We start from the raw sequence: 22297 nt of genomic DNA on the forward strand, positions 1-22297 counted from the left end.
TTCACGCCCGCGTTAATCTAAAGAGAAATTCAACACGTTGCATCAAGGTGAGGAGAAACAGCGTCATGCTGATAGGTATCCCGCGGGAGACCGATCCCGCACAGCCCCTCGTCTCCGCCACCCCTGATACCGTAGCCAAGCTCTTAAAAAAGGGCTTTGAGGTGCAGGTTCAGCGGGGCGCCGGTGTGGCCAGCGCCTATCCGGACGAGCTGTATGAGCAGGCTGGGGCACAGCTGGTGGGAGAGGACGTGTGGCATGCAGACATCGTCACGTGCCTCGATACCCCGGACCACGAATCGCTCAGCGCCCTGCGGGCGGGGGCCACGCTCATCGCCCGCATGGACCCCGCCCGCAATGAGGATGTACTCACGTATCTGAGCGAACGCGGCATCACCGCGCTCGCGATGGATGCTATTCCTCGTATCTCTCGCGCCCAGTCCATGGATGTCCTCTCCTCCATGGCCAATATTGCCGGCTATCGCGCCGTGATTGAGGCGGCCACCGCCTTTGGTCGGCTCTTCACCGGCCAAGTCACCGCCGCCGGCAAGATGCCGCCGGCCACCGTCTACGTCATCGGCGCCGGCGTGGCGGGACTTGCCGCCATCGGCACCGCCCACTCGATGGGCGCGATCGTGCGCGCTACTGATCTGCGGCCCGAAACGGCCGAGCAAGTGGAGTCTATGGGGGCCGAGTTTGTGCCCATCCCCGTGGCCGCGGAGACCTCCACGGATGGCTACGCCAAGGAGATGACCTCCGCCCAGGCCGAGGCCGCCGCCCAGCTCTACGCCCGAGAAGCCGCCGGCGCCGATATCGTTATCACCACCGCCAGCATCCCAGGCCGGCGCGCCCCGATCCTGCTGCGGGGTGAGGATGTGGCACAGATGGCCCCCGGCAGCGTGATCGTGGATATGGCCGCCGCCAGTGGCGGCAACTGCGAACTCACCCGCCCCGGAGAAGTCGTGACCACAGCGGGCGGAGTTACCATCCTGGGCTTCAAGGATCTCGCAGGCCGCCTGCCCGCGCAGGCCAGCCAGCTCTATGGCCAAAATATCGTCAATCTCCTCGGCCTGCTCTGCCCCGAACGCAACGGCCAGATTGCCTTGGATCTTGAGGATGAGATTATCCGCGCCATCACCGTCACCCACGACAACCAGATCTACTGGCCACCGCCGCCCGTGACGGTATCCCACACGCCGCAGGCGCCCGCGGCGGAAGCGACGCCGGCAGAGCATGCAGAAGAACCGAAGACGGCCTCCTCTCGCCTCTGGTATCTCCTCGGTGCCGTGGCGGCGGTGGCATTAGTACTGTCCAGTCCGCTCGCGGTGGCCTCGCACTATATCGTGCTGCTGCTCGCGATCGTGGTGGGCTTTTATGTAATTACCGCAGTCACGCACTCGCTGCACACACCACTGATGAGTGAGACCAATGCGATCTCCGGCATTGTGATTCTCGGCGCAATCTTGCAAGTGGGGTCCACGAATGTGCTGGTATCGGCCTTGTCCTTTGTGGCCATCATGGTGGCCTCGATCAATATTTTCGGCGGGTTCCGCGTAACCTCCCGCATGCTCACCATGTTCCGGCAGGAGGGGTAGACAATGGATAGCGCACTTCTTATCGATCGCATCACCCAGGTCGCGTATCTGGCGGCGGCGCTGCTTTTTATTCTCGCGCTGGCGGGACTATCGCGACAAAGCACCGCAGCCCGTGGTAATCGCTTCGGTGCCCTCGGCATGACCATCGCGGTACTTGCCACGATCGCCCAAGCATTGATGAACTCCACCGCTGACCCCGTCCACTACCGCTCTCCCCTAATTACCTTGCTGCTGGTGGTCATGGCCATGGCGCTCGGCGGGCTCATCGGCTGGGTGCGGGCGAATAAGGTGGAGATGACCGGCATGCCTGAACTCATCGCCGCCCTGCACAGTTTCGTTGGCCTCGCCGCGGTACTCATCGGATTCAATTCCTATCTGCACGCCCATGCGGTGCCCACGGACATGCTTAGCTTCCACTTGGGCGAGGTGAGCGTGGGCATCTTTATCGGTGCCGTCACTTTCACCGGCTCCATCGTGGCCTATCTCAAGCTCTCCGCACGCATGAAGGGTGCACCGCTGGAGCTGCCCGGCCGCAACATGATCAACCTGGCGATCCTAGTGCTCGCGCTGCTGGCGACGGTGGTGTTTATCCGCATCGGTGAGTCCCACTCGGTGTGGGCATGGTTAGCGCTGCTGCTGGTGACGATCCTCGCGCTCGTCCTCGGCCTGCACCTGGTGGCGGCGATCGGCGGCGGCGATATGCCCGTGGTGGTATCCATGCTCAACTCCTACTCTGGGTGGGCTGCCGCAGCCGCCGGCTTCATGCTGAGCAATAACCTGCTCATTATTGTCGGCGCGCTCGTCGGCTCCTCCGGCGCCTATCTCTCCTACATCATGTGCCAGGCGATGAATCGCTCCTTCATCTCGGTGATCCTCGGCGGTTTCGGCACCGAATCGGCCAGCTCTGGGGCGCAGCAGGACATGGGTGCACATACGGAGACCACCCCCGAGGAGGTGGCGGAGATGCTGGCCACTGCACGCACGGTGATGATCACCCCCGGCTATGGCATGGCGGTGGCCCAAGCCCAGTACCCGGTGGCCGCGCTCACCGCCGCCCTGCGGGAGCGTGGCGTGGAGGTGCGCTTCGGCATTCACCCCGTGGCGGGGCGTTTGCCCGGGCATATGAATGTCCTCCTCGCCGAGGCCAAGGTGCCCTATGACATCGTGCTGGAGATGGACGAAGTCAATGATGATTTCGCTGATGTGGATGTGGTGTTGGTGATCGGCGCTAATGACACCGTGAATCCCATCGCCTATGAGCCGGGCTCCCCCATCGCCGGCATGCCGGTGCTCAAAGTATGGGAGGCACAACGCGTGGTGGTGTTCAAACGCTCCATGGGTGCCGGCTACGCCGGAGTGCCCAACCCGCTGTTCTACAAAGACAACACCGATATGCTGCTCGGCGATGCTCGGGCGTCCGTGGAGGCCATCCGCGCCGCCCTGGATTAGCCCACAGACGCCTACAGCCCTCCCTGCCGATCGGCGGAGAGGGCTGTACGTATGAAGCGCGGGGTTTAGAGGTTCGGGAACCAGATGGAGATCTCACGCTCGGCGGACTCGGGAGAGTCGGAACCGTGCACCACGTTCTCGGCTACCTCCAGGGCGTAGTCGCCACGGATGGAGCCCGGGGCGGCCTTGGACACCGGATCGGTGCCGCCGGCCAGCTGGCGCCATGCCTCGATGGCGCGGGGCCCCTCCACCACACCAGCGATCAGCGGTGCGGAGGTGATGAAGTCCACCAGCTCGCCGAAGAAAGGCTTATCGGAGTGCTCTGCATAGTGCTTCTCGGCGGTCTCCTTATCGGCGACGCGCAGATCCAGTGCCGCGAACTTCAGGCCTTTGCGCTCGATACGGGCGATAATCTCGCCCACCAGTCCACGGTTCACACCGTCGGGCTTAATCAGGATGAGTGTACGTTCAGTCATGGTTTCCTACTCTAATGCACCAGGATCGCGCGCGGGCAGAATCCTCCCCACCGCCGGCATGAATGCAGGTCAGAGCCCGTCGACGTAGTCGATGGCCTCCTGGAGTGTGACCCGGCGGTCATAGCGCCGCACCTGTTTGACGGCGGCCGCGGTATCCGTGGCCTTGAGCTCACGCACATGCCGACGCTGCTCCACGCCGAGTTCCACGGGGCGCGGGTTCTTCGCCCGAGTGTACTGCGACCATGAGGTGACCGCGAAGATCACCAGCAGGATAAGGCTGGCGATAAACATCCAGCCACCGAAGTTGCCGTCGATAAGCATGAGCACCACCCCGATGGCAGTGATCACCACTCCGAGGAGGCTGATCATTATTTCTTTATTCATGTCTCTCCTTATCGAGGGCGGCTTTGACCGTCTTGGCCCCGGCGCCGGGAAACCAATACGCGAGGCGGGTGGCCGCAGCAGGATCGTCGAGCTGTGCCAGCTGCTTCCGCTGCTGCCGAGACAGCCGAATGATGCCGCGTTGCTCTTCTCGGCGGTGCCGCGTCCATGCGGCGAGTATCACCGGCATGAGCACCAATAACGCCAGGGTAATGAGGGGATGCGCCCCGAGCACTGAGGCGCCCACGATCAGCGCCGATAGGCCGATGAGCTGATAGAGATCGCGTTGGGAATTACGCATAGGTCTCGACCGCTTTAGGTGTGCTGGCTGGCGAGATAGCCACGCCGCATCCGCTCAAGAATGTTCTTGCGCAGGTAGAACACATAGGCCCACACCACGATGAAGACTAGGGCCATGATGCCCATGGACACGTGCACGATGATCCCTGCGAGGGCAAAGATTTGGAGCACCCAAATGGCGGGCAGCGCCCAGCGGGCTTTCATCATGAAGGCCAGCACCATATGTGCCACGCCTACCGCGCTCACATATACCCAGTTGAAGGTGGTCCAATAGGAGCCGCCATCCACGCGCAGGATCACGGTGAGCACCAGCAGCAAAGAGATGGACTCCATGCTCAAAATGCCCGCCATCACCCCGCGCAGCCCCTTCATGGGGTCTTTATCGGGGGCGTGGCCTGGACCGAGCGGACCGTATTCCACGTTCTTGCTCATGTTGGTTCCTTTCCAAACAGGGCGCGGGCCTCCCCGGCGGTGACCACCGATCCGGTAATCACTACACCGGAGCCAGAGACCATCTCCCCTGCCTCGCCGGTGTCTTCGGCCAACTCGATGGCCAGCTCGACGGCGGTGGGCAGCTGCTCGGCCACATGCACGCGCTCTTCCCCGAAGATTTCGCGGGCGGTCTCCGCAAGCTCATAGACATCGCTGGCCCGCGGGGAGGTGTTCTGGGTAATGACCACCTCGTCCAGCACCGGCTCCACGGCCTGCATCAGGCCGCGGGCGTCCTTATCTCCGAGAATCCCGAGCACGCCGACGAGGCGGCGGAAGTTGAAGTCGCGGTCGAGCGCCTGCGCCAGCGCTGCCGCGCCATGCGGGTTGTGGGTGGCATCCACGAACACGCTCGGGGTAGACCGCACGCGCTCCAAACGGCCAGGGGAGCTGACCGTGCCGAAGCCCTCGCGCACCGTGTTCAGATCGAGGGCGCGTCCCGGACCGGCGCCGAAGAATGCCTCCACGGCGGCCAAAGCGCAGGCGGCATTGTGCGCCATGTGGGCACCCGATAGCGGCAGGAAAATATCCTCATAATCCCCGGCCAGGCCGCGAATGCTGATGTCTTGGCCGCCCACCGCCACCGTGGAGCTGAGCACGCCACACTCGTGACCATACCGAGCCACGGCGGCATCGGATTCCACGGCGCGGTGCAGTACCACATCCATCGCCGCAGGCTCCTGATTGCCCACGACCACCACATTGTCGGGCGGGGTCAGCAAATCGGAGGCATCCCAGCGGGGCTTGATGATGCCGGCTTTTTCCGCGGCGATCTCCTCGAGAGTGTCGCCGAGATAGTCCGTGTGATCGACCCCGATGGGCATAATCACGGCGACATCCGCGTTGATCACGTTGGTGGCGTCCCAGCGGCCGCCCATGCCCACCTCCACCACGGCGACGTCCACGGGGGCGTCAGCGAAGGCGGCGTAGGCCATGGCGGTGAGCACCTCGAACTTAGACATGGGCACCTCCGAGGAGGCGTCCACCATCTCCACGTAGGGCTTGATCTCCTCCCAGGTGCGCACATAGTCGCGCGGGTGGATCGGCTGGCCATCGATGGCGATGCGTTCGGTCGCCAGCTGCAGATGCGGGCTGGTCGTGCGGCCGGTACGCCGGTGGAACGCACGCAACAAGGATTCGATCATCCGCACCGTGGAGGTTTTACCATTGGTGCCCGCCACGTGAATGGTGGGATAGCTGCGCTGCGGCGATCCCAGCAGATCCATGAGCTTTTCAATGCGCTCCAGGCTGGGATCCAGCTTGGTTTCCGGCCAGCGCAGATCCAGCTCCGCCTCGCAGGCGGCGAGCGCCTGCATATCCGCAGGCGTGATCTCCTGGGATTCCGGCTGCTCTACCTCCTGGTTGACGTCGATAGGCAAACTCAATCCGGTCTCGGAGAGTTCTAGCTCTCCGAATTCTTCCTGATCCTTCATGAGAGCTGCTCAAGTCGCTTGCTAATGCGGTCGAACTCTTCGCGGGCCACCTGCTGGCGAGCGCGAATCTTCTCCACCACGGCCTCGGGGGCCTTGGCGAGGAAGTTCTCATTACCCAGCTTCTTCGCGGTGGTCTCGAGTTCCTTCTCGGCGTTCTTCAGATCCTTTTCCAGGCGCTTGCGCTCGGCCGCAGTGTCCACGGTGCCGGAGGTATCCAGGTCCACGCTGACGGTGGCGGCGCTGAGACGCACCTCCACGCTGGCGCTGGCGTTGAAGCCCTCACCGGGGGCATCGAGGCGTGCCAAGGAGGTGATGACCTCGCGCTGATTATCGAGGTCGGCGCGGGCGAAGTCCACCCGAGCCGGCACCTTCTGCGAGGGCTTGACGCCCTGATCGGAGCGGAAGCGGCGAATCTCGGTGATGAGCTTGACCGTATCGTCGATGCGGCGCTGCGCGGTCTCATCGCTGTCCCGCTCCTCAGCCTCCGGCCAGGAGGCGACCACGAGGCTTTCGCCATCAGTGAGCGCGGTCCACAGCACCTCGGTGACGAAGGGCATGGTGGGGTGTAGCAGCCGCAGCACGGTATCGAGGGCGTGGCCCAGGACCCGCTGGGTAATGGCGCCACGGTGGCGCTCGGCCTCGCTAGCGGTGTCGTTATCGCGCGGGATCTGCACCTTGGCGATCTCGAGATACCAGTCGCAGAGCTCATCCCAGGTGAAGTGGTAGAGCTCCTCATTCGCCTTCGCGAATTGATAGTCATCGAGATAGCGATTGACGGTGCCCACCACCTCGTTGAGGCGGTCGAGGATCCACCGGTCGGCGTCGCTCAGCTCGGCGCGCGCGGGCAGCTCGCCCACCTCGGCGCCATTCATCAGCGCGAAGCGGGTGGCGTTAAACAGCTTGGTGGAGAAGTTGCGGGCGCTCTGGGCAGCATCCTCACCCAAGGGCAGATCCACCCCAGGGTTGGCGCCGCGGGCGAGGGCGAAGCGCAGGGCATCGGCGCCGAAGCGCTCCACCCACTCCATCGGGTCAATGCCATTGCCCAAAGACTTCGACATCTTGCGGCCGCGCTCATCGCGCACCAGGCCGTGCAGGTAGAGGTCGCGGAAGGGAATCTGCGGGCGCCCCGCGGCCGCGGTACCCAACTCGGTTTGGGTGGCGGCGAAGGTGCCGAACATCATCATGCGCGCCACCCAGAAGAAGAGGATGTCATAGGCGGTCACCAGCACCGAGGTGGGATAGAACTTGGCCAGCATCTCGGTATCGGCGGGCCAGCCCATGGTGGAAAACGGCCACAGCGCCGAGCTGAACCAGGTGTCCAATACATCGGGGTCCTGCTCATAGCCTGCGGGGGCCTCCTCGCCCGGGCCGAGACAGAGCACATCGCCCTCGGGGCCGTACCAGATGGGGATGCGGTGGCCCCACCACAGCTGGCGAGAGATACACCAATCGTGCATATTGTCGACCCACTCGAAGTAGCGCGGCTCCAAGGAGGTCGGGTGCACGACGGTATCGCCCTCGCGGATCGCATCGCCAGCCATGCGGGCCAGCTCCTCGACCTTCACCCACCACTGCTGAGAAAGGCGCGGCTCGATCGGCTCGCCGCTGCGCTCGGAGTGGCCCACGGAGTGCACATAGGGCCGGATTTCTTTGACGATGCGCCCCTCGGCGGCGAGCGCCTCGCGCACGGCAACGCGGGCCTCTTCGCGGGTCAGACCATCGAACTGGGTGCCGGTATCAGCGATGCGGCCCTTCTTGTCCATGATGATGGGCATGTCCAGATCGTGGCGCAGGCCCATCTCATAGTCATTGGGATCATGCGCCGGGGTGATCTTCACCGCGCCGGTACCGAACTCCGGGTCCACATAATCATCTGCGATGACCTGCAAGGAGAGATCATCACGGAAGGGGTGCGGCAAGGTGGTGCCGACGAGATCGCGGTAGCGCTCATCATCGGGGTGGACGGCCACGGCGACGTCGCCGAGCATCGTCTCCACACGGGTGGTGGCCACAATGACGTGCGGCTCGGCATCGTCGAGAGAGCCATAGCGCATGGAGACGAGCTCGCCTTCCACATCCTTGTACTCGACCTCGATATCGGACACGGCCGTCTCCAGCACCGGCGACCAGTTCACCAAGCGGTTCGCGCGGTAGATCATGCCAGCGTCATAGAGCTGCTTGAAGATGGTCTGTACCGCCTCGGATAGCCCCTCGTCCATGGTGAAGCGTTCCTTGGACCAATCCACGGAGTCACCGATGGCACGCATCTGGCGGGTAATGGTGCCGCCGTATTGGCGCTTCCACTCCCAGACCTTCTCGACAAACTCTTCGCGACTGTAGTCGAAGCGATCCTTGCCTTCGGTTTCCTTCAGCATCGCCTCCACCTTGGTCTGGGTGGCGATACCGGCATGGTCCATGCCCGGCAGCCACAGCACCTCATAACCCTGCATGCGCTTGCGGCGCACAATGGAGTCCATCAGGGTGTGGTCGAGCGCGTGGCCCATGTGGAGCTGGCCGGTGACGTTCGGCGGCGGCAGCACTATAGAAAACGGCGGCTTCTCGGAGGCCGGGTCCGCAGTAAAGTATCCGGCGTCTACCCACCGCTGGTAGAGCTCGGGTTCAACGGTCGATGGGTCCCAGCTTTTTGGAAGCTGCTCGCTGCGGTTGGCCATACGGGTTGGCACTCCCCCTTCAAGATAGAAGTCGTTCGTATTTCTCCCATCTTAGCCCGTCGCTTATCGACGCCCACCCGAGCCTTTAAGGCATGAGCAAACGAGCCAAATGGGCGAACTGCTCATCGCTGATGGTGTAGCGCACCCGCCGACCCTGCTGATAACGATGAATGAGCCCCACCTCGTGCAACTTCTTGAGGTGATGGCTCACTGTGGGCTGGGAAATCTCCAGAATCTCTTCCAATTGTGCCGAGGACATCGAGCTATCCGAGGCCACGAGAGAGAGCAGGCGCAGGCGGGTGGGATCACCCAAGACCTTGAAGGCTGCGGCAATGGCCGCGGACTCGCGTGGGGAGAGGTGGTGGCTATTGAGCGAGCGCTCAACCGGAAGCTCACTGGTGCGCGTCGGGGCGCTCATCTTAGTCCTCCTAATTTTAGGTTTGGCTAACTTTGTCTAATGTACATCGCCGCAGGAGGGGGAAGCAAGCAAAAACCGCCAGACCCCACATAGGGGAACCTGGCGGTAGCAGAAGAACGCACCCGATGGCGCGCACGAGATGTTAGAGCAGGCCGGCGTTCTCCACGGCGGCGCGCTCCCCGAGCAGCTCCTTGACGTTCGCGGCAATACGCTCAGCCTGGAACTCGGAGATGTCGAGACCCTCGACGATCTTCCATTCACCGTTTTCGCAGATGGTGGGCTGGCCGGCGAGGATACCCTCGGGCACGCCATAGGCGCCGGTGCCCGGAACGGCGGCGGAGGCCCAGCTGCTGGTGCCGTTGATCCAGTCGTGCATGTGATCAATGGCGGAAGAGGCAGCGGAGGCAGCGGAGGACTTACCGCGCACCTCGATAATTTCCGCGCCACGCTTGGCCACGCGCGGCACGAACTCGTTGACATACCACTCGTGATCCACCAGATCGGAGACCTTCTCGCCATTCACGGTGGCGTAGGTGATGTCCGGGAACTGAGTGGCGGAGTGGTTGCCCCACACGACCATGTTCTCGAAGTCGGCGGCATCCTTGTCCAGCTTGGTGGCCAGCTGCGAGATGGAACGGTTGTGATCCAGGCGCATCATGGCGTTGAAGCGCTCGTGGGGCACATCCTTGGCGGCGGACATGGCGATCAAGGCGTTGGTATTGGCCGGATTACCCACCACGAGCACGCGCACATCATCAGCGGCGTGATCGTTAATAGCCTTGCCCTGCGGGCCAAAGATCTTGCCATTGGCCTGCAGCAGCGCGGAGCGCTCCTCGCCCTTGCCGCGCGGCTTGGCGCCCACAAGGAACGCTGCATTGGCACCATCGAAGGCCACAGCGGCGTCATCGGTGATGTCGATGTTCTTCACCAGCGGGAAGGCGGAATCCAGCAGCTCCATGGCCACGCCCTCCGTGGCCTTGACGGCCTCAGGAATCTCGAGGAGCTTCAGCTCCACGGGAACATCCTTGCCGTAGACATCGCCGTTGGCGATGCGCCACAGCAGGGAGTAGGAGATCTGGCCGGCGGCACCGGTGACGACGATTTTCTTGGGGGACTGGGACATGATGTGGCCTTGCCCTTTCTTAGTAGAGTACTTTGAGCCCAGCATAGCGAGTCCGATCGTGTTTTGCTTGTTTGATTGCACACATCACATGTCTGAAATCTGGGATAATACCCACGGAAACACCACAAACTCGGAACTTTCCTGTCCGAACCCTTGTGTGTAGGCCAATAAAACGGGCATGCCGCTGGCCCCGCCGAGTGAGCGTCGATAAGCGAAAAAGTACGGATCTAACACCACACGCGGGTGAGGGAATACCAACCCCTAAATGGTGTGATGAGCTTCGTACTCACGGTCGGAGGAATATGCGGGTAGTACCATAATTTGGGGTGGAAAGGACACCACCCCTGCCCGTTGTGCTTCACCGCGAGGAGCGTGAGGGCACGATTGAATAGTTGAAGGAACACCGCACGTGACGGCCGCACGACCCACCCAGAACGGACGTCAGTGGCCCGATCTCAAGGAGGATAACGCGCAATCATGACATCTGACTCCTCGCCCTATAAATACACCTCTGCGGACGCCGCGCAGTCCTCAGTGTATGCGGGAGAAGATCTCGCTCCCTTGAATTTCGAAGACGGCAGCATGCCACTACCCACCACCCCCGAGGCGGACTCCGCTGCGGCCACCGCCCCAGAGAATGAGGAGGGGGTCACTCCGGAGCATGTGGTGAAGGTAGCGCTGCGCACATTCGCCACGCACGGCTTCAAAGATTCCCGACTCAAGGCCATCGCCAGCGAGTCTGGGATGTCCAAGCGCATGATCCACTATCACTTTGGCGATAAGCGCGGGCTGTATGTGCGGGTGATCCAGCGCGCCATCGCCGATCTGCGCCCAGTCATTGATGAACAGGCCCTCGAGACCGCCGTGCCGGTGGAGGGTATGCGCTCCATGGCGGAAGCGATCTATGACCAAATCACCGCACACCCACTGGCTGCACGGCTATTGGTGATGGAATCCCAGCAGAATCAGGCCAACATGGAGCTCTCCGGCCCCTTCGCGGATCAGTCCCAGGCGATGCTGCACATGGAGAAGCTACTGATGCTCGGCCAGGATTCGGGAGCATTCCGGCCGGGGATTTCGGTGATCGATATCTACACCATCATCATCGCGCCCACCCTCATGCGCAGCACCTACTATTCCGCATACCTCAATCTCTACAACGTTAACCTGTTGTCCCAGGAGAATACCGAAGGCATGCGCCGCATGGCGGTGGATACCGTGTTGAGCTTTTTGACCTCTAATATGCAGTCCAGTGGCGGGATGAGCTATCTCAGCGCCGATGCCACCACGCACCTCAAGCACGACAATCAGGCTGGAGGCGAGGACATCTATTCCATGGAAGACAGCCTCTACGGCAGCTCTTAAGATTGGCGCTTATCGACGCCCTCCCAGCCACATGCTTTCGCAGAAAAAGGCCAGCCCCGTTGGGCTGGCCTTCCTGTATGCGCCGGTGTGACGCTTCGTCCTTAGGCAGTTTTTTCCGCACCGTCTCCTTCTGCAGAGTATTCCGGCTCCCCTTCCCCACGGGCAGCAGCGCCGGTTATGGTGACGGTGGAAACATCCTCGCGATCTGGGACCGTGTACATGATGGGTACCAAGATCTCTTCCATAATTGCACGCAGGCCGCGTGCACCGGTCTTACGCTCCAAGGCCTGATCGGCGATAGAGGCCAATGCCTCCTCCGTGAAGTGGAGGGAAACTCCATCCATCTCGAAGAGACGCTCGTACTGCTTGACGAGGGCATTTCTCGGCTCGGTAAGGACCTTCACTAGGGCCTCACGGTCGAGGTTACCCACCGAAGCTACTACGGGCAGGCGGCCTATGAACTCTGGGATTAGCCCAAACTTCACCAGATCTTCCGGGCGCACCTCGGTGAAAATATTCTCTGTGGTCTCCGGCTTGAGGGAGCGCACCTCCGCACCGAAGCCCAAGCCCTTCTTACCCCGTCGCTCCTCGATCACCTTCTCCAAACCAGAGAACGCACCGGCGACGATGAAGAGAATATTAGAGGTATCGAGCTGGATAAACTCCTGATTCGGGTGCTTGCGCCCGCCCTGCGGTGGAATAGCGGCCACAGTGCCCTCTAAGATCTTCAGCAAAGCCTGCTGCACGCCTTCACCTGAGACATCACGCGTGATGGAGGGGTTTTCAGACTTCCGAGAGATCTTGTCGATCTCATCAATGTAAATGATGCCCGTTTGAGCGCGATCTACATCAAACTCCGCGGCTTGCAGGAGCTTCAACAGAATGTTTTCCACATCCTCGCCCACATAGCCGGCCTCGGTAAGGGAAGTGGCGTCGGCGATAGCGAAGGGGACGTTGAGCAACCGAGCCAAGGTTTGAGCGAGATAGGTCTTGCCCGAACCGGTGGGTCCCAGCATGAGGATATTGGACTTGGCGATCTCCACCTCGTCCTCCCCCATGGAGAAGGAGGCGCCAACTTGGCGCATGCGCTTGTAGTGGTTATACACCGCCACAGCGAGAACCCGCTTGGCCTCGTCTTGGCCGATCACGTACTCATCGAGAAACTCCGCGATCTCGCGCGGGCGAGGCAGGCGACTATCCTCCGCCTCCTCCTGCGCGGCGGTATTGAGTTCCTCCTCGATGATCTCATTACACAGCTCGATGCACTCATCACAGATGTAGACTCCGCCACCTGCAATGAGCTTTTTCACCTGCTTCTGGCTCTTTCCACAGAAGGAGCACTTCAACAGGTCAGCGGTCTCTTGCATATGTGCCATAAGCTGGAAAAACCCTCATTTACGTCTCGTTTGTTGTGCGGCAGGAGCCGAGTGCGTCCTACCTACTCTAGCGCCTCCGCTCCCGCGAGAGGCAGCGACCCCGCCGAGGACACCGCCCTTCAACCACTCTGCGCTCGGAGCTATTCCTCGCAGCCTCGCACGGCCCCACCCTGCGGCGCCGAGGAACCCCATAAGGAGAATTTTTTAGGGAATGCAAACCTTTGCTTAGTAGAAGTTACACCTCACATTAATTGCGATTAAGGAAGATTAAAAGCAGACCTGAGGGAAATATGCCGATTGTGCACTACTCCCATAATCGTCACATATCCATAACATTCTCAGGTTTAATTTGATATCGGATCAATGAGCACTACAGTTAATACGGAAGGCCTACTGCACGGCCCATCAGCCCTGCATGGTCCACTTTTCTCAACGAACCTATTTACTCAAGGAGTTTGATTATGCGTAAAAACACCCTGCGCACCGTCACCGCAATCGCTGGTTCCACCCTATTGCTCGGCCTTGCCGCTTGCTCTAGCGATGACGCCTCTGACGCCGTGTCCGATGCCACCGATTCCGTAAGCTCTGCCGCCTCTGAGGTCAGCGACGCCGCCGGTGACGCCAAGGACGATGCCGAGGATGCCGCTAGCGATGCCAAGGACAAGGCTGAGAACGCCATGGACGACGCCAAGGACGCCATGAATCACAAGGATGCCATGGACGTCGCCGAGGCTGACCTGCCCTCTGAGATCGCCGAGGCTGCTGAGTCCTACGACATGTACGGCGAAAACGCCGGAGCTTTCGTCTCCGCCTATGAGCGCGACGGCGTGACCGTTGCCGAGTACGAGAACGCTGCCTTCGTTAAGAGCGACGCCGGCACCTACCCCGTTATCGGCGGTATGTGGAAGGTATGGCAGAACGAGGGCGGCCTAGATTCTGAGATCGGCGCCCCCACCGAGGCTGAGCGCGAGGTTGATGGCGGCTGGGAGCAGACCTTCACCGGCAAGACCATCCACATCATGCCGAATGAAGACGGCACCTTCGTCGAGTCCTTCAGCTAACAAGTTTCCGCTGAGCATCCTCGGCCGCCCCTCGGCGGTCCAGCTCGGGTGCTAGCACCACAGCTCCCCTCCTCGCCTGCTCGAGGAGGGGAGCTCTCGTCTGTGCGGTGAATGGTAGGCCACCCAAACGGCGTCACGACATAAAAACGGCGGGCGATACCCTCTCTCATGGAAGGTATCGCCCGCCGTTGCGCTCGTTCTGCAGACGGACTAGCCGTTGAGCTTGCGGTAGTCGAAGACTTGGTCCACGATGCCATAGTCCTTAGCCGCCTCAGCGGTGAGGATCTTATCGCGGTCGGTATCAATGCGAATCTGTTCCGCGCTCTGACCGGTGTGACGGGCCAGCGTCTCCTCCATGAGGGTGCGCATGCGCTCGATCTCGGCGGCTTGGATCTCGAGGTCTGAGACCTGGCCCTGAATACCCTGGGTGGCGGGCTGGTGAATAAGCACGCGGGCATTCGGCAGCGCGGCACGCTTACCGGGGGCGCCGGCGGCGAGTAGCACGGCGGCTGCGGAGGCAGCTTGGCCGAGGCAGACGGTAGATACGTCGGGGCGGACGTACTGCATGGTGTCATAAATCGCCATCAGCGAGGTGAACGATCCGCCGGGGCTATTGATGTACATGGTGATATCGCGGTCCGGGTCCTGCGACTCCAGCACCAGCAACTGCGCCATGATGTCATTGGCCGAGGTGTCATCCACCTGGGCGCCGAGGAAGATGATGCGCTCCTCGAAAAGCTTGTTATAGGGATTCGACTCCTTGGTGCCATAAGCGGACTGCTCAAGGAAGGACGGCAGGATATAGCGGGACTGTGGCATCTGCATAGTGAAAGGCTCCTTAGTCGTGGGGGTGGATTAGTTATTAATAGTGCCCTTGGCGGACTCGATCACGTGATCCACGAAACCATAGTCCTTAGCCTGCTGGGCGGTGAACCAGCGGTCACGGTCGGAGTCTTTCACAATCTGCTCCACAGGCTGGCCGGTGTGCTCGGCGATGAGCTCAGCCATTTCTTTCTTGGTATAGGCGAACTGTTCCGCCTGAATAGCGATATCCGCCGCGGTGCCTCCCACTCCTGCGGATGGCTGGTGCATCATGATACGGGCGTGGGGCAAAGCGAAACGCTTGCCCTTGGTGCCGGCAGAAAGCAGGAACTGCCCCATCGATGCCGCGAGACCCATGCCATAGGTGGCAACGTCGCACGGGGCGTACTTCATGGTGTCGAAGATAGCCATGCCGGCGGTAACGGAACCGCCAGGGCTATTGATGTAGAGGGAAATGTCCCGGTTGGGATCCTCTGCCGAGAGCAACAAAATCTGGGCGCAGAGTTTGTTGGCAATCTCATCGTCCACCTGGCTTCCGAGGAAGATGATGCGCTCGCGGAGGAGGCGCTCAAAGACGGAGTCGCTCAGGTTGAGTCCTGCGGCTGCGTTTGTCATGTGTGGGGTGGTCATTGTTTCTCCTTTGAATCCCAATATCTCGTCACTTCAGGCTACCGCTGTGGCGGGAGCAGAGTCAGCTTTGTTCGCTCACAGCTTAGGGGTATCTCCCACCGTGTCACGACGTACAGCAGAAAACGAAAGGCAGCACCGCACCCATGCGGTGCGGCACTGCCTCAAGGCTTTGCGCTGCAGTCTCGAATTTACTCGGACTCAGCTTCCGACTCGGACTCCGGCTCCTCATCGCCGAAGTACTGGGCCGGATCCACCTCGTTGCCCTCGGTGTCCTTAACGCTCACCTTGCAGATAGCCTCGGCGAGAGCCTTGCCGCGGCGCACATCAGCGAAGAGCGCGCCGAGCTGACCGGACTGCTGCAGCTGGCCGAAGAACTGGGCCGGCTCCATGCCGTAGCGCTGGGCGGTGAACATGATGTGATCGGACATCTCCTGCTCGGTGACCTCAGGCTCGAGCTCCTCGGCCAGACGGTCGAGGAAGAGCTGGTTGCGCACTGCATCCTCGGCGGAGGTGCGGGCGTCCTCATCGAACTTCTCACGGCTGGTGCCCTGAGCCTCAAGGAGGGTGTCTAGGATCTTCTCGTCGCCGCCGACCTGCTGCAGCAGCTGGTCACGCTGAGCCTTTACCTGCTCCTCGACGACACCTTCCGGCAGCGGGAACTCGGACTGGGAGAGCGCTGCGGAGAGAACCTCATCGCGAATAGCGGCGGCCTGGCTGCCCTTGGCATCCTCTTCCACCTTCTTCTCGAGAGACTCGCGGAGCTCGTCGACGGTGTCGAACTCAGAGGCCATCATGGCGAACTCATCGTCCACTTCGGGAAGCTCGCGCTCCTTGACGGACTGCAGGGTGACGGTGATCTCGCCCTGCTCGCCGGCGTGCTCGCCCATGTGCAGCTCGGATTCGAAGCTGGTGGACTCGCCAACAGACAGACCGGTGAGGGCCTCGTCCAGCCCCTTAATCAGGTCGTCGGAACCGATGTTGTAGGACATGCCCTCGGTCTTGGAGTCCTCGATGACCTCGCCATCGACCTCGGCGTGGAGGTCGATGCTCACGAAGTCGCCCTCCTGAGCGGCGCGCTCCACGGTCTTGAGAGTGCCGAAACGGGAACGAAGCTCCTCGAGCTCCTTCTCCACAGCGGCATCCTCCACCTTCAGCGGCGGCACCTCAACGTTAATGTCTTCGAAGGACGGGAGGGTGATCTCGGGACGGACGTCCACCTCGGCGACGAACTCGACGAGCTCGCCGTCTTCGATCTTGGTGATGTCAATCTCGGGCTGGCCGAGCACCACGAGCTCATTTTCTTCCACGGCCTGGCTATAGCGAGACGGCAGCATGTCATTAACAACCTGCTCGATGACAGGGCCGCGGCCGAAACGAGCATCGATGAGCTGGCGCGGAGCCTTGCCCTTACGGAAACCGGGAACCTGCACCTGCTGTGCAATAGCCTTATAGGCTTGGTCAAACTCGGACGAGAGTTCCTCGAAGGGAACCTCAACCGTAACCTTAACGCGGGTGTCGTTCAGCTTTTCGACGGAACTCTTCACGAGTCACTCTCCTGAATTTTCTTACTGCGTACGATGATGATCTGCTATGTCTGAGGGCCCGTAGTAGCCGCGCTCTCTTGCGGTGTCACGTTGGTGCTTCACCGGCTGAAGCGTAGTGCCCCTACGAGCCCTCATTGTCGATATATGTGGACATCTCGCGCCGAAGCGCTCGATATCCCTCGTCGGGACGACAGGATTTGAACCTGCGACCCCCTGCTCCCAAAGCAGGTGCGCTACCAAGCTGCGCCACGTCCCGTTGTGTCGTATTAGCCCGATGCCCTCGAGCTCCTACGTAGTCTACAAGTAGCAACACTACCCGCCTCACAATAGGGTGCCCACTACGCGCATTTACCCCGCTAGGAATGCTTTTATCCCCCCCTCAAAGCGCAGCCGCTGCAACAGATAGCTGTGCCGTTTTTCTCACGCCACCCCAAGCCAGACAAGGGCTCCCGCGCACACCCCGCCCCTCACGCGCACCCAGTAGTTCCACACCGCCACCCACGTGGCTGAGATCTCACTAAGACAGCCCTAACGCCAGTCGTCCAGCGTCCCACAGAGAGAGATGGGTATCCCATGACCTTCGCCATACATGCCCCCCCCCCTTTTTCGAGGGGGGATTCTCACACCCGGAAGCACACAGCAGACACGCCCCCCCCTCCCCACTCACCACACCTAACACGAACCAAAGCCAAGTACCCGCAGACTCTCCCTAATGCTGCCCAATACGGCCCCCATAGACGTCAGACATAAACCTCGATAGCCAACCCTCCACCGCAGAAAATGTCTTTTGGAAATATTTAGACGGTGAGCGATCGCCCCTTCCAACGCTTACGGCGGAGCAGGTTACACAAGGAGTGCCGCCACCATGGACCTACACACAACCACCCCCTAAGTTGAACTTCCCGCAAACCCTCTAAATGTGGCGGTAGTCACTTTTGTGCTAATATTTTCCTAAGATAGATCAGCGGCTGTCTAGCTTTCCCGTGGCCCCTTGAGATCGAGAGGATCCGATGTTCTGAGGGCATCACTGCAGTGGCCCAACTGCTGCTCGACACCGGCACCAAAGCGAAAACGAAGGGATGCGCCCCTATGGCGAAGTACCTACTAAAGAAGATCGCTGGTTGGTTCGCGATGATTTTTATCGCGGTCAACATCACGTTCTTCTTGGCCTCCGCATTCCTCGACCCTCGGTCGAACTACGCAGGTAGGCGTCCAGCGATTCCGGAGGAGAGGATCGACGCCATCCTCGCCCCGAAAAATCTCAACGATAAAGACCCCATCTTGGAACGGTGGTGGACCTGGCTAACGGACATCTTGTTCCACTGGAACTGGGGGTTATCCCCACTCGGAGATTCAGTCAATGATGAAATCTCCTACCGCATCTGGGTGTCCGCGCGACTCCTACTGCTTGCCACCATCCTGTCTGTTCTCGTTGGCGTAAGCATCGGCGTGTTCACGGCCTCTCGCCAGTACAAGCCGGGCGATCGGTTCTTCCAGTTCTTCTCGATCGTCACCATGAACATCCATGTTGTTGTGGCGTCGATCTTCTTTGTATGGGCGGCTGTAAAGATCAACCAGCAGGCTGGAAAAACCATCTTCTACGTCACAGGGGCCTCATCAATCGGAGTCGAAGGCTTTATCCCAAAGGTGATTGACGCAGCCCAGCACCTCGCTCTACCAACAATTTCGCTGGTAATCATCTCCTATGCGGGCTATCACTTCATGCAGCGTTCCATGCTGCTCGACAATATCGACGCCGATTATGTGCGGACAGCTCGGGCAAAGGGCATGACGCGCAACCAAGCTATTCGCCGCCATGCGCTGCGCACCTCTGCTATTCCGGTGGCAACGTCCGTGGCCTTTTCCATTACCGGTGTGTTCACCGGCGCGATCATGACCGAGACGATCTTCGCGTGGAACGGTATGGGCAAGTACTTCCTGCAGACCCTCAACAGCAATGACATCCATGGCACCGTAGCCGTGGCCGCTTTCGGAGCGCTCATGACCGCGATCGGCGCGATCCTTTCCGACATCCTGGTTGTCATTCTTGATCCTCGAGTGCGGGTGAACTAACAATGCGCAAAGAATTCCGAAACAATGGCGCTGACGACTCTGAGGATGTCAACGCCAACGCCCTCCCGACTAATGACTTCACTGCGGCGAGTTCGCCCTCGACGCAGAGCGCGATCGCCTCTGTGACCGAGCAGGAGATCGATAAGGCACAAACCCAGCTCGAGCACGATCACCTCGCTGGGGGCAAGCCGATTTCGCGCCTGAAGCTCTACGCTCGCCGATTCATGCGGAACAAAATGGCGGTTGCCGGCGCCGTGGTGTTCCTTCTTCTCGTTGTCTTTGCCACGGTGGGCCCGCTGACCGCGAAGTACGCCTATGACTTTTCCGACTTCACCGCCCTCGGCGTGCAGCCCAATTCTGAGCATTGGTTTGGCACCAGCGCCTCGGGCAATGACCTCTACGCCATGGTGATCCAGGGGTTGCGGCGCTCGCTGGTGATCGCCGTAGTCGTCTCTGTGGCCACCACCGCACTGTCCGCCCTTATCGGAACCACAGCTGCCCTTCTTGGTGGACGCCCAGAGAAAGCCATCTTGGGTGTTATTCACTTCCTACTCGTGGTGCCGACCTTTCTTATCCTCGCCCTCTTGGTCTCCGGATCTGGCGGCGACTGGAAGATCCTCATCGTCGTGTTGATCGCCTTCGGCTGGATGTTCCCCGCCCGCGTCATCTGGTCCATGACCATTTCCGTGCGGGAACGCGAGTACGTTAAGGCGGCCCGCTACATGGGCGTATCCAATGCACGCATCGTGGTGCGCCACCTCATTCCGAACATCGGCTCACTGCTGGTTATCAACCTCACGCTGGGAGTGGTCAGCGCCGTGATGAGTGAAACCGGACTCTCCTTCTTGGGGCTCGGTGTGAAGCTGCCCGACGTCTCGCTCGGCACGCTCCTCTCCTCTGGCGCATCGAGCGTTCAGGTCTCGCCATGGGAGTTCTACTTCCCCGCGGCGGTACTCACCCTTCTGACCGTGTCCATGGCGTTCATCGCCGATGGTCTTCGTGACGCCCTCGACCCCAACTCCGCCGCAGCAGGAAAGGCATAACACATGACCACGCCAGTCCTCTCAGTCAAAGACCTTCACGTCGCTTTTCCCTCCGAGGCGGGAAACGTCGACGCCGTGCGCGGTGTCTCCTTCGACCTTAAGCCCGGACAGACACTCGGCATCGTTGGCGAGTCCGGCTCCGGTAAGTCCGTATCCTCCCTCGCAGTCATGGGGCTGCTCCCGGATTATGCGAAGATCACTGGCTCCGCCACACTCGGCGGGCGGGAACTCCTCGGTCTCAGCGACACAGAGATGTCCAAGGTACGAGGCAAAGAGATCGGCATGATCTTCCAAGATCCGCTCTCCGCTCTGACTCCCGTGTTTGATGTGGGAACACAAATCGTGGAGGCCATCCAGTGCCACGAGAAGATCTCGAAGGCGCGAGCATGGGACCGTGCCGTCGAGCTGCTCGATCTCGTGGGTATTCCGGATCCGAAACGGCGGGCTAAGGCGTTTCCGCACGAGTTCTCCGGCGGTATGCGGCAGCGTGTGGTGATCGCTATTGCTATCGCCAACAACCCCTCAGTCCTCATTGCCGACGAGCCCACCACGGCTCTCGATGTGACCATCCAGGCGCAAGTACTGGAGTTGATCAAGAAGGTACAGCACGAGACCAACGCGGCCACCATCATGATCACCCACGATATGGGCGTGGTCGCGGATATGGCCGATGACGTAATGGTGATGTACGCCGGCCGCCCCGTCGAGCAGGCCCCAGTCCAGGAGCTCTTCGATAATCCGAGGATGCCCTACACCGTGGGATTGTTGGGCTCTATTCCCTCGGCGGCGAAACGCGACTCCTCGTCGTTGACCTCGATCGAGGGAAATCCCCCGATCGCTATCAATCTCCCCGATCAGTGCACCTTCGCGCCGCGCTGCCCCATCGCCACCGAACAGTGCCTCGAGACCGAACCGAGTCTGCGCAGCATTGAGCCGGGACATGACGCAGCGTGTGTGCGCAGTCCAGAAATTGAGCGTGGGACGATCGACGGTGCAGACATCTTCCCTGCTCCACAGATCGCGGAGAACACCTTGGCACACATCCCCCGCGAACAGCGCGAGATAGTGCTTGATGTGCAGAACCTGCAGAAAACCTTCCCGCTGATCAAGGGGGCCTTGTTAAAGCGCAGGGTGGGCGATGTGCACGCGGTAAAAGACGTGTCCTTCACTATCCGTGAAGGAGAGTGCTTCGCCATCGTGGGCGAGTCCGGTTCCGGTAAGACCACGACCCTCTTGGAAATCATGGACTTGGCTCCAAGCGAACCAAGCAAGGTGGTCATTAGCGGCCAGGATGTAACCACTCTGAAACGAAAGGAGCGTCGCCTACTCCGCCGCGATATCCAGATTGTGTTCCAAGATCCGATGGGGTCGTTGGATCCTCGCTTGACCGTGGCGGATATCATTCGGGAGCCGCTCGACGCTTTGGAGTGGGAGGGAGATAAAAACGAGCGCATCTATGAGCTCATGAGGCTTGTTGGACTCAACCCCACCCACGTGGATCGCTTCCCCGGCCACTTCTCGGGAGGTCAGCGCCAGCGCATCTCCCTCGCCCGCGCTCTCGCGGCGGAACCGAAACTGATTGTTCTCGATGAGCCAGTCTCCGCACTCGACGTGTCCATCCAAGCTGGCATGTTGAATCTCCTGGACGATCTCAAAGCACGCCTTGGCGTGAGCTACCTTTTTGTGGCCCACGATCTGTCTGTAGTTCGCCATATTTCCGATCGAGCCGCAGTGATGTATCTAGGCGAGTTCGTGGAGAAGGGCGACACTGACGAGCTCTTCGATAACCCCCGCCACCCCTATACCCAAGCGCTTCTCTCGGCCATTCCGCTTCCCGATCCTGTTGCCCAGCGCAATCGCACACGGACGCTATTGAAGGACCACCTGCCTTCTCCCACCGAGAAAATTAGCGGCTGCCCCTTCCGCACTCGCTGTCCTCTCTACGAGGAACTCGAGGAGTCGAATCGCTCGATCTGTGAATCGACAACTCCTAATCTGCGCCCTGTAGACGGCGCCGATCACTACCAGTCATGTCTCGTGCGGTAGTGCT

The 22297-nt window shown here is 60.7% G+C and carries 19 protein-coding genes and 1 tRNA gene; 7 read left to right on the forward strand and 13 right to left on the reverse strand.

Annotated elements, in window-relative coordinates; all coding sequences use genetic code 11:
* The first annotated feature begins 65 nt into the window (after positions 1–65).
* Together GBB11_RS06815 and pntB are read left to right on the forward strand one after the other, a co-directional pair.
* Complete coding sequence (locus GBB11_RS06815) at positions 66–1592, forward strand: Re/Si-specific NAD(P)(+) transhydrogenase subunit alpha (protein ID WP_151549323.1); 1527 nt, start codon at positions 66–68, stop codon at positions 1590–1592.
* Between the two features lie 3 nt (positions 1593–1595).
* Positions 1596–3041 carry a Re/Si-specific NAD(P)(+) transhydrogenase subunit beta gene (pntB, locus tag GBB11_RS06820; RefSeq protein WP_151549324.1) on the forward strand — a complete coding sequence of 482 codons (1446 nt, stop codon included), beginning with the start codon at positions 1596–1598 and terminating at the stop codon, positions 3039–3041.
* Positions 3042–3106: 65 nt separating this feature from the next.
* Here pntB and ndk read toward each other — a convergent pair whose 3' ends face one another.
* The 8 genes from ndk to GBB11_RS06860 form a co-directional block, all read right to left on the reverse strand.
* Positions 3107–3517 carry a nucleoside-diphosphate kinase gene (gene ndk, locus GBB11_RS06825; RefSeq protein WP_151529114.1) on the reverse strand — a complete coding sequence of 137 codons (411 nt, stop codon included), beginning with the start codon at positions 3515–3517 and terminating at the stop codon, positions 3107–3109.
* A gap of 69 nt (positions 3518–3586) precedes the next feature.
* Positions 3587–3901 carry a hypothetical protein gene (locus GBB11_RS06830; protein WP_151549325.1) on the reverse strand — a complete coding sequence of 105 codons (315 nt, stop codon included), beginning with the start codon at positions 3899–3901 and terminating at the stop codon, positions 3587–3589.
* Positions 3894–4199, reverse strand: coding sequence for a hypothetical protein (locus GBB11_RS06835; protein ID WP_151549326.1), 306 nt, complete (start codon positions 4197–4199; stop codon positions 3894–3896). Before GBB11_RS06835 ends, GBB11_RS06830 begins: the two co-directional genes overlap by 8 nt.
* Before the next feature lie 14 nt (positions 4200–4213).
* Positions 4214–4630 carry a DUF4233 domain-containing protein gene (locus tag GBB11_RS06840; protein ID WP_151549327.1) on the reverse strand — a complete coding sequence of 139 codons (417 nt, stop codon included), beginning with the start codon at positions 4628–4630 and terminating at the stop codon, positions 4214–4216.
* Positions 4627–6120, reverse strand: a complete 1494-nt coding sequence (locus tag GBB11_RS06845) for a folylpolyglutamate synthase/dihydrofolate synthase family protein (protein ID WP_151549328.1) — start codon at positions 6118–6120, stop codon at positions 4627–4629. Before GBB11_RS06845 ends, GBB11_RS06840 begins: the two co-directional genes overlap by 4 nt.
* A complete protein-coding gene (locus GBB11_RS06850; protein ID WP_151549329.1) occupies positions 6117–8792 on the reverse strand; it encodes a valine--tRNA ligase in 2676 nt (891 codons plus the stop codon). The genes GBB11_RS06845 and GBB11_RS06850 overlap by 4 nt, the downstream gene beginning before the upstream one ends.
* Positions 8793–8877: 85 nt before the next feature.
* Entirely contained in the window at positions 8878–9210 is a 333-nt protein-coding gene (locus tag GBB11_RS06855) for a helix-turn-helix transcriptional regulator (RefSeq protein WP_151529108.1), read from the reverse strand.
* A gap of 142 nt (positions 9211–9352) precedes the next feature.
* Positions 9353–10333: a malate dehydrogenase gene (locus GBB11_RS06860; protein WP_151549330.1), complete on the reverse strand. Its 981-nt coding sequence runs from the start codon at positions 10331–10333 to the stop codon at positions 9353–9355.
* A 477-nt stretch (positions 10334–10810) separates the two neighbouring features.
* On the opposite strand from GBB11_RS06860, the gene GBB11_RS06865 reads away from it, so the two are divergent.
* Positions 10811–11698 carry a TetR/AcrR family transcriptional regulator gene (locus GBB11_RS06865; protein ID WP_151549331.1) on the forward strand — a complete coding sequence of 296 codons (888 nt, stop codon included), beginning with the start codon at positions 10811–10813 and terminating at the stop codon, positions 11696–11698.
* 101 nt (positions 11699–11799) lie between these two features.
* On the opposite strand, the gene clpX is transcribed toward GBB11_RS06865, so the two are convergent.
* Positions 11800–13074, reverse strand: a complete 1275-nt coding sequence (gene clpX / locus GBB11_RS06870) for an ATP-dependent Clp protease ATP-binding subunit ClpX (RefSeq protein ID WP_151549332.1) — start codon at positions 13072–13074, stop codon at positions 11800–11802.
* 461 nt (positions 13075–13535) lie between these two features.
* On the opposite strand from clpX, the gene GBB11_RS06875 reads away from it, so the two are divergent.
* The gene (locus GBB11_RS06875) at positions 13536–14135 is read left to right on the forward strand and encodes a YtxH domain-containing protein (RefSeq protein WP_151549333.1); all 600 of its coding nucleotides are present in this window, start codon (positions 13536–13538) and stop codon (positions 14133–14135) included.
* 210 nt (positions 14136–14345) lie between these two features.
* Here the strand turns inward: GBB11_RS06875 and GBB11_RS06880 are convergent, their stop codons facing one another.
* The 4 genes from GBB11_RS06880 to GBB11_RS06895 all read right to left on the reverse strand — a co-directional run bounded on the left by GBB11_RS06880 (position 14346) and on the right by GBB11_RS06895 (position 17387).
* Positions 14346–14960, reverse strand: coding sequence for an ATP-dependent Clp protease proteolytic subunit (locus tag GBB11_RS06880; protein ID WP_018018933.1), 615 nt, complete (start codon positions 14958–14960; stop codon positions 14346–14348).
* A gap of 30 nt (positions 14961–14990) precedes the next feature.
* Positions 14991–15587, reverse strand: coding sequence for an ATP-dependent Clp protease proteolytic subunit (locus GBB11_RS06885; protein WP_151549334.1), 597 nt, complete (start codon positions 15585–15587; stop codon positions 14991–14993).
* Between the two features lie 188 nt (positions 15588–15775).
* Positions 15776–17131 carry a trigger factor gene (gene tig / locus GBB11_RS06890; RefSeq protein WP_151549335.1) on the reverse strand — a complete coding sequence of 452 codons (1356 nt, stop codon included), beginning with the start codon at positions 17129–17131 and terminating at the stop codon, positions 15776–15778.
* Positions 17132–17313: 182 nt separating this feature from the next.
* Positions 17314–17387, reverse strand: a tRNA-Pro gene (locus GBB11_RS06895).
* Between the two features lie 833 nt (positions 17388–18220).
* On the opposite strand from GBB11_RS06895, the gene GBB11_RS06900 reads away from it, so the two are divergent.
* Genes GBB11_RS06900 through GBB11_RS06910 form a run of 3 tightly spaced genes read left to right on the forward strand, consistent with a single transcriptional unit; the run spans position 18221 to position 22293 of the window.
* Positions 18221–19204, forward strand: coding sequence for an ABC transporter permease (locus tag GBB11_RS06900; RefSeq protein ID WP_151549369.1), 984 nt, complete (start codon positions 18221–18223; stop codon positions 19202–19204).
* Positions 19205–19206: 2 nt separating this feature from the next.
* A complete protein-coding gene (locus GBB11_RS06905) occupies positions 19207–20247 on the forward strand; it encodes an ABC transporter permease (protein ID WP_151549336.1) in 1041 nt (346 codons plus the stop codon).
* 3 nt (positions 20248–20250) lie between these two features.
* The gene (locus GBB11_RS06910; protein ID WP_151549337.1) at positions 20251–22293 is read left to right on the forward strand and encodes a dipeptide ABC transporter ATP-binding protein; all 2043 of its coding nucleotides are present in this window, start codon (positions 20251–20253) and stop codon (positions 22291–22293) included.
* Positions 22294–22297: the final 4 nt, after the last annotated feature.

It is taken from the genome of Corynebacterium sp. 74A (assembly GCF_008930665.1).
Lineage (GTDB): Bacteria > Actinomycetota > Actinomycetes > Mycobacteriales > Mycobacteriaceae > Corynebacterium > Corynebacterium megadyptis.

Coding starts and splice junctions, on each gene's coding strand:
- GBB11_RS06855 (WP_151529108.1), bottom strand. CDS start 9,210: ATGAGCGCCCCGACGCGCACCAGTGAGCTTCCGGTTGAGCGCTCGCTC.
- clpX (WP_151549332.1), bottom strand. CDS start 13,074: ATGGCACATATGCAAGAGACCGCTGACCTGTTGAAGTGCTCCTTCTGT.
- GBB11_RS06880 (WP_018018933.1), bottom strand. CDS start 14,960: ATGCAGATGCCACAGTCCCGCTATATCCTGCCGTCCTTCCTTGAGCAG.
- GBB11_RS06815 (WP_151549323.1), top strand. CDS start 66: ATGCTGATAGGTATCCCGCGGGAGACCGATCCCGCACAGCCCCTCGTC.
- GBB11_RS06885 (WP_151549334.1), bottom strand. CDS start 15,587: ATGACCACCCCACACATGACAAACGCAGCCGCAGGACTCAACCTGAGC.
- pntB (WP_151549324.1), top strand. CDS start 1,596: ATGGATAGCGCACTTCTTATCGATCGCATCACCCAGGTCGCGTATCTG.
- GBB11_RS06875 (WP_151549333.1), top strand. CDS start 13,536: ATGCGTAAAAACACCCTGCGCACCGTCACCGCAATCGCTGGTTCCACC.
- GBB11_RS06910 (WP_151549337.1), top strand. CDS start 20,251: ATGACCACGCCAGTCCTCTCAGTCAAAGACCTTCACGTCGCTTTTCCC.
- GBB11_RS06850 (WP_151549329.1), bottom strand. CDS start 8,792: ATGGCCAACCGCAGCGAGCAGCTTCCAAAAAGCTGGGACCCATCGACC.
- GBB11_RS06845 (WP_151549328.1), bottom strand. CDS start 6,120: ATGAAGGATCAGGAAGAATTCGGAGAGCTAGAACTCTCCGAGACCGGA.
- GBB11_RS06900 (WP_151549369.1), top strand. CDS start 18,221: ATGGCGAAGTACCTACTAAAGAAGATCGCTGGTTGGTTCGCGATGATT.
- GBB11_RS06860 (WP_151549330.1), bottom strand. CDS start 10,333: ATGTCCCAGTCCCCCAAGAAAATCGTCGTCACCGGTGCCGCCGGCCAG.
- GBB11_RS06865 (WP_151549331.1), top strand. CDS start 10,811: ATGACATCTGACTCCTCGCCCTATAAATACACCTCTGCGGACGCCGCG.
- GBB11_RS06830 (WP_151549325.1), bottom strand. CDS start 3,901: ATGAATAAAGAAATAATGATCAGCCTCCTCGGAGTGGTGATCACTGCC.
- GBB11_RS06905 (WP_151549336.1), top strand. CDS start 19,207: ATGCGCAAAGAATTCCGAAACAATGGCGCTGACGACTCTGAGGATGTC.
- GBB11_RS06835 (WP_151549326.1), bottom strand. CDS start 4,199: ATGCGTAATTCCCAACGCGATCTCTATCAGCTCATCGGCCTATCGGCG.
- GBB11_RS06840 (WP_151549327.1), bottom strand. CDS start 4,630: ATGAGCAAGAACGTGGAATACGGTCCGCTCGGTCCAGGCCACGCCCCC.
- ndk (WP_151529114.1), bottom strand. CDS start 3,517: ATGACTGAACGTACACTCATCCTGATTAAGCCCGACGGTGTGAACCGT.